The sequence below is a fragment of the Bradyrhizobium sp. YR681 genome (genome assembly GCF_000282615.1).
Taxonomy (GTDB): domain Bacteria; phylum Pseudomonadota; class Alphaproteobacteria; order Rhizobiales; family Xanthobacteraceae; genus Bradyrhizobium.
Genome location: NZ_AKIY01000120.1, coordinates 1 through 14061, shown reverse-complemented (window position 1 = coordinate 14061; position 14061 = coordinate 1). Strand labels below are relative to the sequence as shown.

Here is a 14061-nt window from a genome sequence, read left to right as displayed (position 1 = left end):
CAGCACCAGCCGCTGCAGCGCCAGCATCGCCGATGCCGCGAGCAGCGCCGGCAGCGAGCCGTGCGGGACCTCGCTCATGACGTAGCGCCGCGCGCCCGCAAGATCGATGCGGCCGAGCTGAAGCACGTCGTCGCCGCGAGCGTAATCCAGCTCGCGCGCGCAAAATTCGTTGTAGATGGTATTGCGATGCTTGGGCGCGGATTCGAAGGTCTTCTTCAGCGCGTCCGAACCGCCGGTATAGGCGTTGGTGATCACGGAGCGCGCTTCGTCGAAGCCTGCCTCCTCGCCGACCCCGAACACGGCGCGGTGGCGGGCCAGAATGCCGCGCGCGAGCTGCAAATGCGCAAAGCTCTGGCGCGCGCCCGGCAGCGGCGACGGATAAACATCCGAGAAGGTGTCGCTGACCATGCCGACCACCGACGGCACCTGGGTGACGTTCGATATCCATTTCGGACGCAGACCGTCGCGGGCGAACAGCACCAGCGCGGTCAAACCATAGAGCACCCAGGAGAGGCCCTGCCCGCGGACATCGGGATCGACCATGACGAGACCGAGATGGGTGACCTCGACGGGCCGGCCGTCGAGCGTGACGTCCATGACCGAGAGCGCGTTGAAGGCGATCGGGCGCCCGGTCCCCTCCTCGCAGATCAGGGTGACGATGGCGCGCGAAAGCCGCTCCGGTTCGCCGGAGAAGATGCCGTAAGTCAGGCTCTCCTGCGGCAGCGTCTTGGCCGCGACGACGCGCAACTGGTCGACGAGCGTATCGAGTTCCGGGCGAGGCAGCGACCGCCCGGGCGATTCGATGATTCGCGTCCGCAGTCCCGGGGATGTTCGCAGGCTGAGATCGATGGTCGGCTGGAAAAGCGCGCCCAGCCAGAAGCCGGCCTGTCGCCACAGCCGTGCGACGGTGGCACCAAGCTTCGCAAAGCCCTTCTTCGCGCGCGGCGCCGTGTCGCCGTTCTCCAGAGACGCCATCTGCCTTCCCTCGATCGGTGGGGATCTGTGCACTCGCACGTATTAAGGAGCGATAAGCACAACCTGGCACTGTCATCGGAGGGTAAATGAAATCTTCAGGGACATCAGCAGTTCCGACACAGCAGCGGCGGAGCTTGCTGCCCCGCCGCTGTCTTGCTCGATGTGAACTGCCGGGATTACGCCGCCTTGGACACTTCCATCAGCAGGCGCTCGGCCTTGGCATCCTCGATGCGGTTCACCATCCGGCTGCTCTCGTGATTGTCGCGGACCGTCTTGGTCAGGGTGATGCAGGTCTGGACCAGCATCACGATGCCCATGGCGAGGTAGCCCTTCATCCAGAGATCGATCGGCAGGAAGAAGACGCCGAGCGCGATGAGGAAGGCGGAGGCTGCGAAGGACGCGTAAGTGAAGGTCACCCAGGCGCTGCTGTGGGGCTGGCCGTTCTGGTTCATGATGGTCTCCTGTCGATTTGAATGATGATCGGGTTTGAGTTCAGGCAGTCGGCGTGCGCTTGGACTTCAACCGCGCCAGCACATCGTCCGCAGTTGTCTTCAGCCGGGGGCCAAAGCCCTGCTCGGCGAGTCGTTCGGCGGTGGCGAGCGGACCGCTGGCCGCATCGAGCTCGACCAGCGCGTCATCGGCGGCCTGGGCCTCCATCTGCCGCTCGCGCAGGCGCCTCAGGGTGCTCTCCGCCTCCGGCAGCGTGGATTCGTAGGGGCGTGCCGCCTCGATGCCGCTGCGGCGAAGCGAGCGCACCGCTTCCGAGGCGCGGGCGACGCGGCGGCCGCGATCCAGCTCGGTGATGCGGGCCTGCGCGCTCGCGACGTGGCGCTTCAGCCTGACGATCTCGGTCGCGAACAGTGCGCGTGCCGTCATCGCCGCATCGCGGTCGGCCTCGAGGCCTGCGATGGCCTCGGCGGCATCCTTGGCAAGATCCTCGCGGCCACCGTCGAGCGCGGCAACCGCGCGAGTCTCGAGATCGGCAATGCGGGCGACGGTCGCCTCGAGCTTGCGGCCTTCCTGCTGGTCCTGGGCGATCGCCAGCGCCAGCGTCCGCTTGCTGCGCTCGACGGCCGCAGCCGCATCGCGCATCTGCTGGTCGAGGATCAGAAGGGCCGCACGGTCCTCCAGCTCCTCGCCTGCGGCGGCAACGCTGCCGCGGAAAAGTGTCACTACGGTCTTGAACATTTGCAGCTCCCTGTTATGAGCGTTGCTCACAGGTGCTTTGTAGCACATCTTGAGCGATGCTCAAGATAAATTTGAGCGACGCTCAAGATATTGGTTAGCAAATGTCTAAAGCCTTGGAACGTCGAGAGAAACTGCGGGCCGACCTGATCCTGGCGGCAGAGCGAATGATCGCTGAGCGGGGGTTGGCGGGCTTGAAAACCCGCGATTTGGCCCGCGAGATCGGCTGCGCCAATGGCGCGGTCTACAATCTCGTCGCCGATGTCGACGAGCTGATCCTGCGCGTCGGCTCACGCACGCTGCTTCGGCTTGACGAGGCGCTCAGCGCGGCGGAACGCGCAGGCGAGCCTTCGCCGCAGGAGACGCTGGTCCGCATCGCGATCGCCTATTGCGATTTCGCCGCGGAGAATCTCGAGCTCTGGCGCGCGCTGTTCGAGCACCGCATGGAGGCCGGCAAGGAAGTGCCCGACTGGTCGATCGAGGACCAGATGCAGCTGTTCCGCCACATCTACGCGCCGCTGGCCGCGCTGTTTCCAAAGCGCGGCCCTGAGGAACTCGGCATCACCGCGCGCAGCCTGTTCTCGGCGGTGCATGGCATGGTGGCGCTGGGGCTCGAGCAGAAGCTGGTCGCCGTTCCCCTGCCGGCGCTGCGCAAGGAGATCGCCGGCCTCGTGCGGGCGATGATCGACGGCCTGGTCGCGCGGGCGGCGTAGAGGCGAGAGAGCAGCGAGACCCGCGGCGACGGCTGACTAAAATTTCGCCTGTTGCATCGCGGGCAGCGCGCATAGCTTTCGCGGCGTCTCGTCCTCTCTTCCGGAGTTTCCCATGCCCCTCCTCATCCGCGGCGGCACCGTCGTCAATCACGATCATTCGCGCCGCGCGGACGTGCTGATCGACGGCGAGACCATCGTCGCGGTCGGAACATCGCTCGATGCACCAACGGGCACCGAGATCATCGATGCCGGCGGCGCCTACATCATCCCCGGCGGGATCGATCCGCACACCCATCTCGAAATGCCGTTCATGGGCACGGTGACGGCCGACGATTTCGAATCCGGAACGAAGGCAGCGCTGACCGGCGGCACCACCATGGTGGTGGATTTCTGCCTGCCCGATCCCGGCCAATCGATGCTCGCGGCCTATCAGGAATGGCGGCACAAATCCGAGAAGGCGGCGTCCGACTACGGCTTCCACATGGCGGTGACGTCGTGGTCGAAGCAGATCCATGACGAGATGGAGACCGTGGTCAAAACCTACGGCATCAACACCTTCAAGCATTTCATGGCCTACAAGGGCGCGCTGATGGTGAACGATGACGAGCTCTACAACTCGTTCGCGCGCTGCGCCCATCTCGGCGCCATGCCGGTGGTCCATGCCGAGAATGGCGATGTCGTCGCCCTGATGCAGGAGGCGCTGATCGCTCGCGGGGTCACCGGCCCCGAGGGCCACGCTTATTCACGGCCACCGGAGGTCGAGGGCGAGGCCACCAACCGCGCCATCATGATCGCCGACATGACGGGCACACCGGTCTATATCGTCCACACCAGCTGCCGCGAGGCGCATGACGCTATCGCGCGCGCACGGGCAGCGGGAAAGCGCGTCTATGGCGAGCCGTTGATCCAGCATCTGCTGCTCGACGAGCGTGAATATCAGAACAAGGACTGGGATCATTCCGCGCAGCGCGTGATGTCGCCGCCGTTCCGCGACAGATCGCACCAGGACAGTCTTTGGGCCGGCCTGCAATCCGGCTCGCTCCAGGTGGTCGCGACCGACCACTGCGCCTTCACCACCGAGCAGAAGCGGTTCGGGCTCGGCGATTTCAGAAAGATCCCGAATGGCACCGGCGGCCTCGAAGATCGGCTCGCACTGTTGTGGACCGCGGGCGTGGCCACCGGACGGCTGACGAAGGAAGAATTCGTCGCGGTGACCTCGGCGAATATCGCCCGCATCCTCAACATCTATCCGCGCAAGGGCGCGGTCGCCGTCGGTTCAGATGCCGATGTCGTGGTGTGGGACCCCAAGGCGAGCAAGACCATCAGCGCCAAGCGGCAGATGAGCCGGATCGATTACAACGTGTTCGAGGGCTTCTCATGCACCGGCGGGCCGGCGGCGACGCTGTCGCGCGGCCGTGTCGTGTGGAAGGATGGCGATCTGCGCGCCGAAGCCGGCGATGGGCACTATGTCGAGCGTCCGGCGTTCTCGCCGGTGCACGTGGCGAATTCGACGTGGAAAGAGCTGACCGCCCCGCGCGCCGTCAGCCGCGGCGCGGTCACGCCGTAGTAACGCGATCGGCGCGGGATGCGACGCCGTGAAGCGCGGCCGATGGCATGCGCTTTGCCTCTTTCCATCGCAGATTCTCGCAAAAGAGGCACCAATGAGCGCATCACCTTTCGACATCAGCCGCCGCAATGTGGTGCTTGGTAGCCTCGGCATCGTCGGAATGACGGCCGTCGCGCCGCGCCTCGCCTCTGCGCAGGGCCGCGCGGAGACGCTGCTGGTGGTGCAAGAGCTCGGACCGAACTCGCTCGACATGCAGGGTGTCGGCTCCAACCAGACCGTGAACGGCCTGTCCTGGAATTGCTACGATCGCCTGCTGAGTTACGCCTCCAAGACGCTGCCCGACGGCACCATCTCTTACGACCGCGAGAAGCTCGCGCCTGAGCTCGCCGAAAGCTGGGAGGTCGCGGCCGACGGCATGTCCTGCACCTTCAAGCTTCGCAAGGACGCCAAATTCCACGACGGCACGCCTGTCACGGCGAAGGACGTCAAATGGTCGTTCGACCGCGCGGTGAAGGTCGGCGGCTTCCCGACCTTCCAGATGTCGGCGGGTTCGCTGGAGAAGCCCGAGCAGTTCGTGGTGGTCGACGACCACACCTTCCGCATCGACTATGTCCGCAAGGACAAGATGCTGCTGTTCAACGTCGCCGTCGTCGTGCCCTTCATCATCAACTCGGAACTTGCGAAGAAGAACGCGACGGCGGAAGACCCCTGGGCGCTGGCCTGGCTGAAGACCAACGAGGCCGGTGGCGGCGCCTACAGGATCGAAAGCTGGAAACCCGGCAGCGAGACGGTTCTGGCGCGCTTCGACGACTGGAAGAGCGGACCGCTGCCGAAGATCAAGCGCGTGATCGCGCGCGACGTCCCTTCCGCCGGCACCCGCCGCGCCATGCTGGAGCGCGGCGATGCGGATATTTCGAGCGGCTTTGCACCGCGCGATTTCGAGCAGATCATCAAGGAGGGCAAGGTCAAGGTCTCGGGCGTGCCGATCCCGAACGCGCTGTGGTACGTTGCGCTGAACACCGCGAAGCCACCATTCGATAATGTCAAACTGCGCCAGGCGATCGCCTGGGCGATGCCGTACGAGCAGATCCAGAGCAGCGCCTTCTTTGGCCGCGCCGTTCCCATGTATGGCGGCACAGCCGACGTCTCAAAGCCGGTCTGGCCGCAACCGTCTCCTTACGTCACCGATCTCGACAAGGCCAAAGCCCTGATGAAGGAGGCTGGGTTCGAATCCGGACTGGAGACAACGCTGTCGCTCGACACGGGCACGGCAACCGTCGGCGAGCCGACCGCGATCCTGATCCAGGAGAGCCTCGCCAAGATCGGCATCAAGGCGTCGATCGAAAAGATCCCCGGCGCCAACTGGCGCACGACGCTGAACAAGAAGGAATTGCCGCTCGCGCTCAACCGCTTCAGCGGCTGGCTGGATTATCCCGAATATTACTTCTACTGGAACTTCCACGGCAACAATTCGATCTTCAACATCTCCTCCTACCAGAACAAGGCTATGGACGCGCTGATCGACAAGGCGCGCTTCACTGCGGACGCAGCGGAATACGACAAGTGCGTGAAGGATTTCATCGCACTCTGCATGAGTGACGTCCCCGTCATTCCGCTCAACCAGCCGATCCACGACGTCGCCATGCAGAAGGCCATCACCGGCTACGAGTTCTGGTTTCATCGCGAGCCGGACTATCGCCAGTTCGCGAAAGGCTGACCGTGACGGATGGGGCGGGCAGACCCGAGGAAGCTCGCGCCTGTTCAGTCGAAAAGACCTGCGCCAGCCGCCCCTTGCTCGCGCGCAGCATCGCCACATCAAGCTTGCCCTGCCGCGACCCCTCAAGCGCACAAGCGAAGACACGGTAGAACTGCGCGCCGTCATAGGCGACCAACAGCATATCGACGCCGGCGTTGATCGCCTCGACCACGGCCTTGCAGACGTCGTTCTGGTAGATCGCGCCCATCACGAGGTCGTCGGTCATCACCATGCCCTGATAACCCCATTTGTCGCGGACGATGCCCTGGACGACGCGCTTCGAATGCGAGGCAGCGCGATCGGGATCGACGGCCGTGAGCGTGACATGGCCGACCATGAGCGCGCTGCGCGAATGCGCCAGCACCTCGCGGAACGGAAGCCAGTCGGTGGCTTCAAGCTCTTTCACCGGCGTATCGAGATTGGCGCTGAAATGATGCGTGTCGGTGCGCACGCGGCCGATGCCGGGAAAATGCTTGAGCGTGGCGCCGACACCTGACTCTTCCAGCCCGCGGACATAGGCGCTTGCGATCGTGCCGACGACGACGGGATCGGTTGCAATCGCGCGCTGGCCGATCAGCGTATGGAAGTCGAGGCGGTTGCGCCGCTGCGGCGGCTTGAGGTCGAGCACCGGCGCGAGGTTGAGGTTGACGCCGAGGCCGGCGAGCTCGCGGCCGTGGATGCGGCCGAACTCTTCGGCCTTGGACTGCTGCTCGTCGGGGGCGAGCCCGGTGAGCGTCGCCAGCGCCGGCACCTTGGTCAGCGGCGGCGCGAGGTGACCGACGATGCCGCCCTCCTGGTCCGCGGCGACGACCAGCGGCGGCAGACCGGCGGCACGCCGCTTGTCCTGGAGCGCCGCGATCTCGTCGCGCAGCGCCTCGACCGTTCGTCCACGGATATTGTGCCGGCTGACATAGACGCCGCCGATCAGTCCCTGCCCGGCAAGGCGCGCGACCTCCGGGAAGGAGGAATAGCCGGCCATGAAGTGAGACCCGAGCTGGCGCGTCTCCGCGGCGCTCGCGCTGAGGACGTCGCGCTTGCGCAGCTCGAACTTAAGGTGCGCCGCCAACATCAGCAGCGGCGGAAGGCACCAGAGCATGACGAGCAGCTTGCCAGCGATGGTGCCCCGCCGCCCCCTGCGCAGCAGGACGGTCACGATGACGGTGCACGCGACGACAAGCACGATGTTTCCGGTGCCGCGCAACACGAGCAGATAGGGATCGTTCTTGTTTGCGGCCGCGAATGCGACGAGGGGGGCGGCAAGCCAGAGCAGGATGAGACCGAGGCGACTGAGGAATTGCATGATGCGTCACGCCCAAGTGATGAACGCATCGCACCTATCAAAGCGAATTGCACTCCGCGAGGGGCAAAAGCGCGCCTGCACGAAAACTGCAAAAGCCTCCTGAAACCGTGCAGACGATGATCCCACGTTCTGCACAAGCGCCATTCAGACTTCGTGATGCCAACCATCACGAAAGGTCTTCTGCACATGACGAGCCTGGCTTCGACGATCGCGGCGGAAATCCAGCCGATCAGGCATTCCTCGATCCCGGCCAAGGTCGGCCTCGCGCTGGTGCTGGCCGCGCTCGCCGACTGGCTGTTCTACGGCCAGCGGATCGGGCTGTCGTTGACGCTCTTTGCGATCGCGATCGCTTGCGTCTCGGTGTTCTTCAATCATGCGACACTGGATCTGCGTCGCGCCATGGTCGGCGCGGCCATTCTCGTCGCCGGTCTCGTGCCGGCCGTCGAGGAGCTCAACACGCTGTCGTTCCTGATCCTGCTCGCGTCGCTGACGATTGCGCTCCTGCTCGCGACCAATCCGGAAACGACCGGGCTCGCCGAGCGCGCCCGCGCGCTGCGCAACCTTGTCCTGCTCGGGCCCTTCAGGTTCTTCTTCGACGCGTTGCAGATCTTCAACATGTCAGGGTTCACCCGCGGCATCGCACTCTGGCTGATGCCCGCCGTCCTGAGCACCGTCTTCGTCGCGCTGTTCGCGGCTGCCAATCCCGTGATCGAGCAGTGGGTGTCCCTGCTCAATCCAAAGCTCATCCTCGGCTATATCAGCATCCCGCGCGTGCTGTTCTGGACCATGATGCTGGCGCTGGTCTGGCCGTTCATCCATGTGCGCTGGCGGCGCAGGACGATCGTCACCGCGACCGTGGCCCATGGCCCCGTGCCGCCGCCGCTGCCGCCCCTGGTCTCGGCCGAGTTCCTGGGCCCCTCCACCATCCTGCGCTCGCTGATCCTGTTCAATCTGCTGTTCGCGGCACAGTCCATTCTCGATGGCATCTATCTCTGGGGCCACGTGGCGCTGCCGGCCAACATGACTTATGCGGCCTATGCCCATCGCGGCGCCTACCCGCTGATCGCCACCGCCCTGCTCGCCGCCGCCTTCGTCCTGGCAGCGATGCGTCCGGGCGGACCGGCGGAGAAGTCAAACGTGATCCGGCCGCTGGTCTATCTCTGGGTCGGGCAGAACGTGCTTCTGGTCGCGTCCTCCATCCTCCGCCTCGATCTCTACGTGGACATCTACATGCTGACCTATTGGCGCATCGCCGCTTTCATCTGGATGGGGCTGGTGGCACTCGGGCTGATCCTGATCGTCGCCCGCATCGCGCTCGACCGGCCCAACCGGTGGCTGATCAGTGCCAATCTGATCGCGTTAACGATCGTGCTCTACACTGTCTCGCTAGTGAACTTCGATGCGTTCATTTCCGACTACAATCTGGCGCACAGCAGTGAAATGTCGGGCAAGGGCATGATGATCGATGCCAACTATCTCCTCACCCTCGGGCCGCAGGCGCTGCCCGCGCTCGACAAGGTGATCGCCCATCGCCAGAGCGACGACTGCCTTGCGCGGCGCCGCGATCGGCTTGTAGAAGCTCAGCGGCTGGACATGGCCTGGCGAGCCTGGGGCTTTCGGAGCTGGCGGCTGCAGCGCCGGCTCGATGCCGAGGCCAAAGGCCGGCCCGGCAATCAGCCGGCAGGGTGAGCGGAGAGTCTTTTGGCGCATCGCATTCTCATCGTCGACGACGAGGGCCATATCCGCGAGGTCATCCGCGTCGCGCTGAAGAAGGCCGGCATGGACGTGATCGAGGCCCGCGACGGCAAGGAGGCGCTTCTCCGCTTCGCCGCCGACAAGCCCGACCTCATCGTACTCGACATCGGCATGCCCGAATTCGACGGCCTCGACGTCTGCCGCGAGATCCGCAAGACGTCCGACGTGCCGATCCTGTTCCTGTCGGCGCGCGACGAGGAGATCGACCGCATCCTCGGCCTCGAGATCGGCGGCGACGATTACGTGACGAAACCGTTCAGCCCGCGCGAGCTGGTGGCGCGGGTCAATGTCATCCTGCGCCGCCTCAGCCCGCGCAACGGCGAGGCCAAGGCGGGGCCGGCCGCGCTGGCGCAAGGCGGCCTGCTGATCGATCCCGAGCAGCATGTCGCAACCTTCGCCGGCACGCCGCTGAAGCTGACCGCGATCGAGTTCGGCATTTTGCGCGCGTTCCTGACCCGGCCGACCTCGGTGTTCAACCGCGAGCAATTGATGCGGGCGGCCTACCAGCTCAACATCCAGGTCTCCGACCGCACCATCGACAGCCACATCCGCAACATCCGCGCCAAGCTCGCGGCGCACAATTGCGAGAACGTGATCGAGACCATCCACGGCGTCGGCTTCAAGCTCGGCCGCTGCGAGACAGAGGCAAAGGAGACATGAGCGCAGCGCCCGACAAATGGCGGCCGTCGCTCACCCTCGTGATCTTCACGGTGTTGGCGACCGTCGGCGTGCTGCCGCTGGTCGGCCTGTTCTTCTTCCGCCTCTATGACAACCAGCTGATCCGCCAGACCCAGGCCGAGCTGATCGCGCAAAGCCGGGTGCTCGCGACGATCTATGCGCAGGAGGTCACGGCAAGGCTCGACAGCGGCCTGGTGCTCGGCGCCGAGGTGCCGCCGAACGTTCTGCCCGATCCCGGCGACCAGGTCACGCCGATCCGGCCCGCGCTTGACCTGACCGCCAACGACTTGCTCCGGCGGCGGCCGGATGCGCTGGCGGCACCCCAGCCGGCGCAGCCCGCCTATGTCGAGATCGGCGCAAGACTGACGCCGATCATCCGCGAGACCCAGAAGGTAACGCTGGCCGGCTTTCGCATCCTCGATCCGCAGGGCGTGGTGATCGCCGGGCGCCAGGAGGTCGGGCAGTCGCTCGCCCATATCGAGGAGGTCGCGGACGCGCTGCACGGGCAGTACCGTGCCACCTTGCGCAACCGCGTGCCGGACAAGCCTCCGCCGCCGATCTATTCCTTCAGCCGCGGCCTCGGCGTCCACGTGTTCTCGGCGATGCCCGTGATCGTCAACAACCGCGTCGCAGGCGTGATCTACACCACGCGGACCCCCAGCAACATCTTCGACCACCTCTACCAGGAGCGCGGCAAGTTCATTCTGGCGGGGCTGGCCGTGATCCTCGGCACGATCGCGATTGGCCTGGTGTTCTCCCGCACCATCACCCTGCCGATGCGCGAGCTGATCGAGCGCGCGGCACGGATCGGCCGCGGCGACCGCGCGGCGTTCAGGCCGCTCCGGCACTACGGCACCCGCGAGTTCGCCCAGCTCTCGCACAGCTTCCTCGGCATGGCCGAGCAGTTGGCGCGGCGCTCGGACTACATCGCGACCTTCTCGGCCCACCTCACCCACGAGCTGAAATCGCCGCTGACCTCGATCAAGGGCGCGGCCGAGCTGTTGCAGGATTCGTTTCAAGGCAAGCCGGAGGGCCTGACACCGGCCGAGCAGAGGACGTTCATCGCCAACATCCTGTCGGACACGCAGCGGCTGGAGGCGATGGCGCAGCGGCTGCGCGAGCTCGCCCGTGCCGAAAGCCTGCCGCAGAACGAGCGGACGGAGCTGGCATCCGTCATCGCCGACCTCAGGACCCGGTTTCCGGAAAGCGCAATCGAGGCCGGCGGCAGCCTCGACCGGGCGATCGGCATGTCCTCGGAGAAGGCGCTGATCGTGCTGTCGCACCTCGCCGACAACGCGATGCGGCACAAGGCCAAGTCAATCAGGCTGGAAGCGGTGGACGGGCGGACGACCCTGCTGCTCACGGTGAGCAATGACGGCGAGCCGATCTCGGCGCCGAACCGGGACAGGATCTTCGATGCGTTCTTCACCACACGCCGCGACCAGGGCGGGACCGGGATGGGGCTGGCAATCGCGCGCGCGGTGATGGCGAGCCATGGCGGCTCGATCAGGCTCAAGCCGACCGATGCGGGCGCGGCCTTCGAACTCCAATTCCCTGTCGCCTAGATCGCGAACACCCAGGCGGCGACGATGGTGCCGATGGTGACCAGACCGGCAATGGTCCAGCCGGCGGCATATTCCAGCTCAGGGTGACCTGTCGCCCGCATGATCTCGGTGGGATCGGCGGTATGCTTGTGTGCCATGACTGCCTCGCACGTGTTTCCCCGTGTCATGGATAAGTCGCATCAGCCGCCAAAAGGTTCCGTCACGGACGCGCGACCGGCAAAAAATGCGAAAACAACCCCATGCACAGTAGAGGGCCTGGTCCGGCACGAGCCGAGGTCGCACCGCACAAGCGTTTGACGTAACCGTGCAAAACGGCCGCTCCGCGCAAACGCCGCGCGGACCACGCCTTGCCTTCCGAATCCGGTTGCATGCTAGACTGCGCGCCGTCCAAGGCAGGAGGAATGCATGGCCGACAACAAGGCAAAGCGGGGCGGAGCCGATCGCGCCCTGATTGCGCTCACCGAAAAATACGAAGTCGCCTACTGGTCGAAGAAGTTCAAGGTGACGCCGGCCAAGCTGAAATACGCCGTCAAGAAGGTCGGCCACTCCGCCAAGAAGGTCGAGGCCTACATCAAGCTTCAGAAGCACCGCGCCTCCGACAAGAGCCGGATCGCGCTGAGCGAGGCCTACGAGGTCCGCTACTGGTCGAAGAAGTTCAAGATCACCCCGGCCAAGCTGAAGGCCGCCGTGGCCGCGGCCGGCCATTCCGCCAAGAAGGTTGGGGCCTACCTCGCGGCCCAGAAGGCGGCAAAGAAGGCCAAGAAGGCGAAGAAGACGGTCAAGCGGAAAAAGGCCGCCTGAGACCTCGGACCCATGGAGACTGGGATGAAATCCGGCCGATTGATCCTCGCCTGCGCCCTCGTTGTTGCCGGCGCATCCCACGTCGCCGGCGCCTCCGGCGCGGCGCCGGCCAAGGTCTCGGGCTCGACGGCACTGGCGCTCGCGGGCGTGATCGCGCCGCTGTCGCCGGACCTGACGGGCGCGGAGAAAAAGGCGATGGCGATGCTGTTCGCCGCCAATGCCGACATCCCCTACAAGAAGGCGATCGTGGTGACGGCGGACCGGATCGTCTGCCGCACCGGCAATGTCGATATCACCGTTCGCAACTGCGAGGTGACCTTCGGCAAGAAGGTGAGGACCGTGAACGGCTCCACCGCCAACGAAATCTTCGCCACCGAAGCACTGGCCGGCGTTCCGCCCGACGGCGCGGCGGGATCGAATTTCGAGAGCCTCGCCAAGCTGAGCTGCACGATCGACCCCAACGCGATCAGGCGGAAGGACGGCAGCGGGGCGGATTGCACGTTCCAGCCGGGGAATTGAGCGCCGCAGGTGCCGTCAAATCGCCTCAACACCAGCCAACTAATAAGGCGAATTGAAAAGACAGGCCCCAAGAGCGAGCCAATATGAGCGCGCAAGGCCCGGCACCATGATGAAGAATTATCTCGCATTTCTGCTTGTTCTCACCCTCTCGACAGCCTCCGCGCATGGTCCGGTTCCGACGCGGCCGACGGCGCCGTCCGATCTCGTGCTGACCGGGCTTACCGACAGCGACCCCACCGCCGGCGGCACCGCGCGGCTGTGCGAGCAGGTCACCTTCTCGCGCGGCCTGCGCTACGGCGAGAGCGAGGCCAATGTGCTCGACGTCGCGACCAGCGCGACCAAGGCGGATACGCCGCGGCCGGTGCTGCTGTTCGTGGCCGGCGACAGTTTTACGGGCGATCGCGCGGCGCCGGACCTGTCCCGCGAGATCCAGGACCAGGCCATGTGCTTTGCCGCGCGCAACGAGATGATCGGGGTGCGCGTCAATTATCGCCTGGCACCGACAGCGACCTGGCCGGCAGGGGCGACCGACGTCGCGGCGGCGCTGTCCTGGATCCACGGCAATATCGACCTGTTCAATGGCGATGCCCGCGAGATCGTCGCGGTCGGCTACGGCGCCGGCGCCTTTCACGTCGCCACCCTGCTGGCGCATCCCGAGCTCCAGACCGACCGTGCCGACGTCGCGGGCGTCGTGCTGATTTCGGGAATCTATCGCGCCGGCAAGGCGGCCAGCGACAACGAGAAGGCCTATCTCGGCACGGACGCCACCCAATATGACAAGCGATCGGTCTTCCCCGGCATCCTCAATGTCGACGTGCCGATCGTGCTGGCCTGGGCCGCGGACGATTCCGCCGGCATCGTGGCGCAGGGCGAGACCCTGAAGAAGACGCTGTGCGGCGCCGGTCACTGCCCGCGCGCGACGCTGCTGCGCAGCCGCGACGGCATCGCCGCGGCGTTCGGGCTCGATGGCTCCGGCGACAGCCTTGCGGAGCCGACGCTGCTGCTGGTGCATCAGCTGGAGGCGCGGGGTCTGCCGTAGCGGCGTTGCGGGGCACTGAAGCTCCTGCACTGCCAGCCCCTGCATATTGCTGGACCCATACGGGCGGCCGCGCATTCCAACCGCGACAATCAGTCTATCACCGTCATCCTGAGGTGGCCGCTTCTTCAGCGGCCCTCGAAGGACGACGGCCCGGGTCTCTCCGCGCCGTAGCAGCGGTGGCCGTTCTTCCTTCGAGGCTCCCGGCGCG

Annotated in this window: 14 protein-coding genes; 9 read left to right on the top strand and 5 right to left on the bottom strand. The window is 65.5% G+C overall.

Annotated features, from left to right (window positions below; all coding sequences use genetic code 11):
* The 3 genes from PMI42_RS11600 to PMI42_RS11590 form a co-directional block, all read right to left on the bottom strand.
* Positions 1-975: GNAT family N-acetyltransferase (locus PMI42_RS11600; RefSeq protein WP_008133946.1), on the bottom strand; the 975-nt coding region annotated here is incomplete at its 3' end.
* A 176-nt stretch (positions 976-1151) separates the two neighbouring features.
* Positions 1152-1427, bottom strand: coding sequence for a YiaA/YiaB family inner membrane protein (locus PMI42_RS11595; protein ID WP_008133945.1), 276 nt, complete (start codon positions 1425-1427; stop codon positions 1152-1154).
* Positions 1428-1467: 40 nt separating this feature from the next.
* The gene (locus tag PMI42_RS11590; protein WP_008133943.1) at positions 1468-2163 is read right to left on the bottom strand and encodes a PspA/IM30 family protein; all 696 of its coding nucleotides are present in this window, start codon (positions 2161-2163) and stop codon (positions 1468-1470) included.
* Positions 2164-2264: 101 nt separating this feature from the next.
* On the opposite strand from PMI42_RS11590, the gene PMI42_RS11585 reads away from it, so the two are divergent.
* The 3 genes from PMI42_RS11585 (at position 2265) to PMI42_RS11575 (ending at position 6157) form a co-directional block, all read left to right on the top strand.
* Entirely contained in the window at positions 2265-2873 is a 609-nt protein-coding gene (locus PMI42_RS11585) for a TetR/AcrR family transcriptional regulator (RefSeq protein WP_081502895.1), read from the top strand.
* A gap of 112 nt (positions 2874-2985) precedes the next feature.
* Positions 2986-4440 carry a dihydropyrimidinase gene (gene hydA / locus PMI42_RS11580; RefSeq protein ID WP_008133939.1) on the top strand — a complete coding sequence of 485 codons (1455 nt, stop codon included), beginning with the start codon at positions 2986-2988 and terminating at the stop codon, positions 4438-4440.
* 94 nt (positions 4441-4534) lie between these two features.
* Entirely contained in the window at positions 4535-6157 is a 1623-nt protein-coding gene (locus PMI42_RS11575) for an ABC transporter substrate-binding protein (protein WP_008133937.1), read from the top strand.
* Here PMI42_RS11575 and PMI42_RS11570 read toward each other — a convergent pair.
* Positions 6096-7496: a glycoside hydrolase family 3 N-terminal domain-containing protein gene (locus tag PMI42_RS11570; RefSeq protein ID WP_008133934.1), complete on the bottom strand. Its 1401-nt coding sequence runs from the start codon at positions 7494-7496 to the stop codon at positions 6096-6098. The two genes, PMI42_RS11575 and PMI42_RS11570, sit on opposite strands and share 62 nt — an antisense overlap.
* A gap of 186 nt (positions 7497-7682) precedes the next feature.
* Between PMI42_RS11570 and PMI42_RS11565 the strand changes: the two genes are divergently transcribed.
* From PMI42_RS11565 to PMI42_RS11555, 3 genes are read left to right on the top strand one after another with little or no spacing between them, the layout of a single operon-like run.
* Entirely contained in the window at positions 7683-9185 is a 1503-nt protein-coding gene (locus tag PMI42_RS11565) for a DUF4153 domain-containing protein (protein WP_008133932.1), read from the top strand.
* Between the two features lie 12 nt (positions 9186-9197).
* The gene (locus tag PMI42_RS11560; RefSeq protein WP_008133930.1) at positions 9198-9911 is read left to right on the top strand and encodes a response regulator; all 714 of its coding nucleotides are present in this window, start codon (positions 9198-9200) and stop codon (positions 9909-9911) included.
* Positions 9908-11494, top strand: a complete 1587-nt coding sequence (locus PMI42_RS11555; RefSeq protein WP_008133928.1) for an ATP-binding protein — start codon at positions 9908-9910, stop codon at positions 11492-11494. The genes PMI42_RS11560 and PMI42_RS11555 overlap by 4 nt, the downstream gene beginning before the upstream one ends.
* Here PMI42_RS11555 and PMI42_RS40015 read toward each other — a convergent pair.
* A complete protein-coding gene (locus tag PMI42_RS40015) occupies positions 11491-11631 on the bottom strand; it encodes a hypothetical protein (RefSeq protein ID WP_008133926.1) in 141 nt (46 codons plus the stop codon). The two genes, PMI42_RS11555 and PMI42_RS40015, sit on opposite strands and share 4 nt — an antisense overlap.
* 268 nt (positions 11632-11899) lie before the next feature.
* Here PMI42_RS40015 and PMI42_RS11550 point away from each other — a divergent pair, with 268 nt between their 5' ends.
* The 3 genes from PMI42_RS11550 (at position 11900) to PMI42_RS11540 (ending at position 13853) form a co-directional block, all read left to right on the top strand.
* The gene (locus tag PMI42_RS11550; RefSeq protein ID WP_008133920.1) at positions 11900-12295 is read left to right on the top strand and encodes a DUF3606 domain-containing protein; all 396 of its coding nucleotides are present in this window, start codon (positions 11900-11902) and stop codon (positions 12293-12295) included.
* Positions 12296-12319: 24 nt separating this feature from the next.
* Positions 12320-12814 (top strand): hypothetical protein, encoded by a 495-nt coding sequence (locus PMI42_RS11545; RefSeq protein WP_008133918.1) that lies wholly within the window; start codon positions 12320-12322, stop codon positions 12812-12814.
* Between the two features lie 109 nt (positions 12815-12923).
* Positions 12924-13853: a carboxylesterase family protein gene (locus PMI42_RS11540; protein WP_035965307.1), complete on the top strand. Its 930-nt coding sequence runs from the start codon at positions 12924-12926 to the stop codon at positions 13851-13853.
* Positions 13854-14061 lie beyond the last annotated feature (208 nt).

Coding starts and splice junctions, on each gene's coding strand:
- PMI42_RS11540 (WP_035965307.1), top strand. CDS start 12,924: ATGAAGAATTATCTCGCATTTCTGCTTGTTCTCACCCTCTCGACAGCC.
- PMI42_RS11590 (WP_008133943.1), bottom strand. CDS start 2,163: ATGTTCAAGACCGTAGTGACACTTTTCCGCGGCAGCGTTGCCGCCGCA.
- PMI42_RS11550 (WP_008133920.1), top strand. CDS start 11,900: ATGGCCGACAACAAGGCAAAGCGGGGCGGAGCCGATCGCGCCCTGATT.
- PMI42_RS11575 (WP_008133937.1), top strand. CDS start 4,535: ATGAGCGCATCACCTTTCGACATCAGCCGCCGCAATGTGGTGCTTGGT.
- hydA (WP_008133939.1), top strand. CDS start 2,986: ATGCCCCTCCTCATCCGCGGCGGCACCGTCGTCAATCACGATCATTCG.
- PMI42_RS11555 (WP_008133928.1), top strand. CDS start 9,908: ATGAGCGCAGCGCCCGACAAATGGCGGCCGTCGCTCACCCTCGTGATC.
- PMI42_RS11545 (WP_008133918.1), top strand. CDS start 12,320: ATGAAATCCGGCCGATTGATCCTCGCCTGCGCCCTCGTTGTTGCCGGC.
- PMI42_RS11585 (WP_081502895.1), top strand. CDS start 2,265: ATGTCTAAAGCCTTGGAACGTCGAGAGAAACTGCGGGCCGACCTGATC.
- PMI42_RS11595 (WP_008133945.1), bottom strand. CDS start 1,427: ATGAACCAGAACGGCCAGCCCCACAGCAGCGCCTGGGTGACCTTCACT.
- PMI42_RS11570 (WP_008133934.1), bottom strand. CDS start 7,496: ATGCAATTCCTCAGTCGCCTCGGTCTCATCCTGCTCTGGCTTGCCGCC.
- PMI42_RS40015 (WP_008133926.1), bottom strand. CDS start 11,631: ATGGCACACAAGCATACCGCCGATCCCACCGAGATCATGCGGGCGACA.
- PMI42_RS11565 (WP_008133932.1), top strand. CDS start 7,683: ATGACGAGCCTGGCTTCGACGATCGCGGCGGAAATCCAGCCGATCAGG.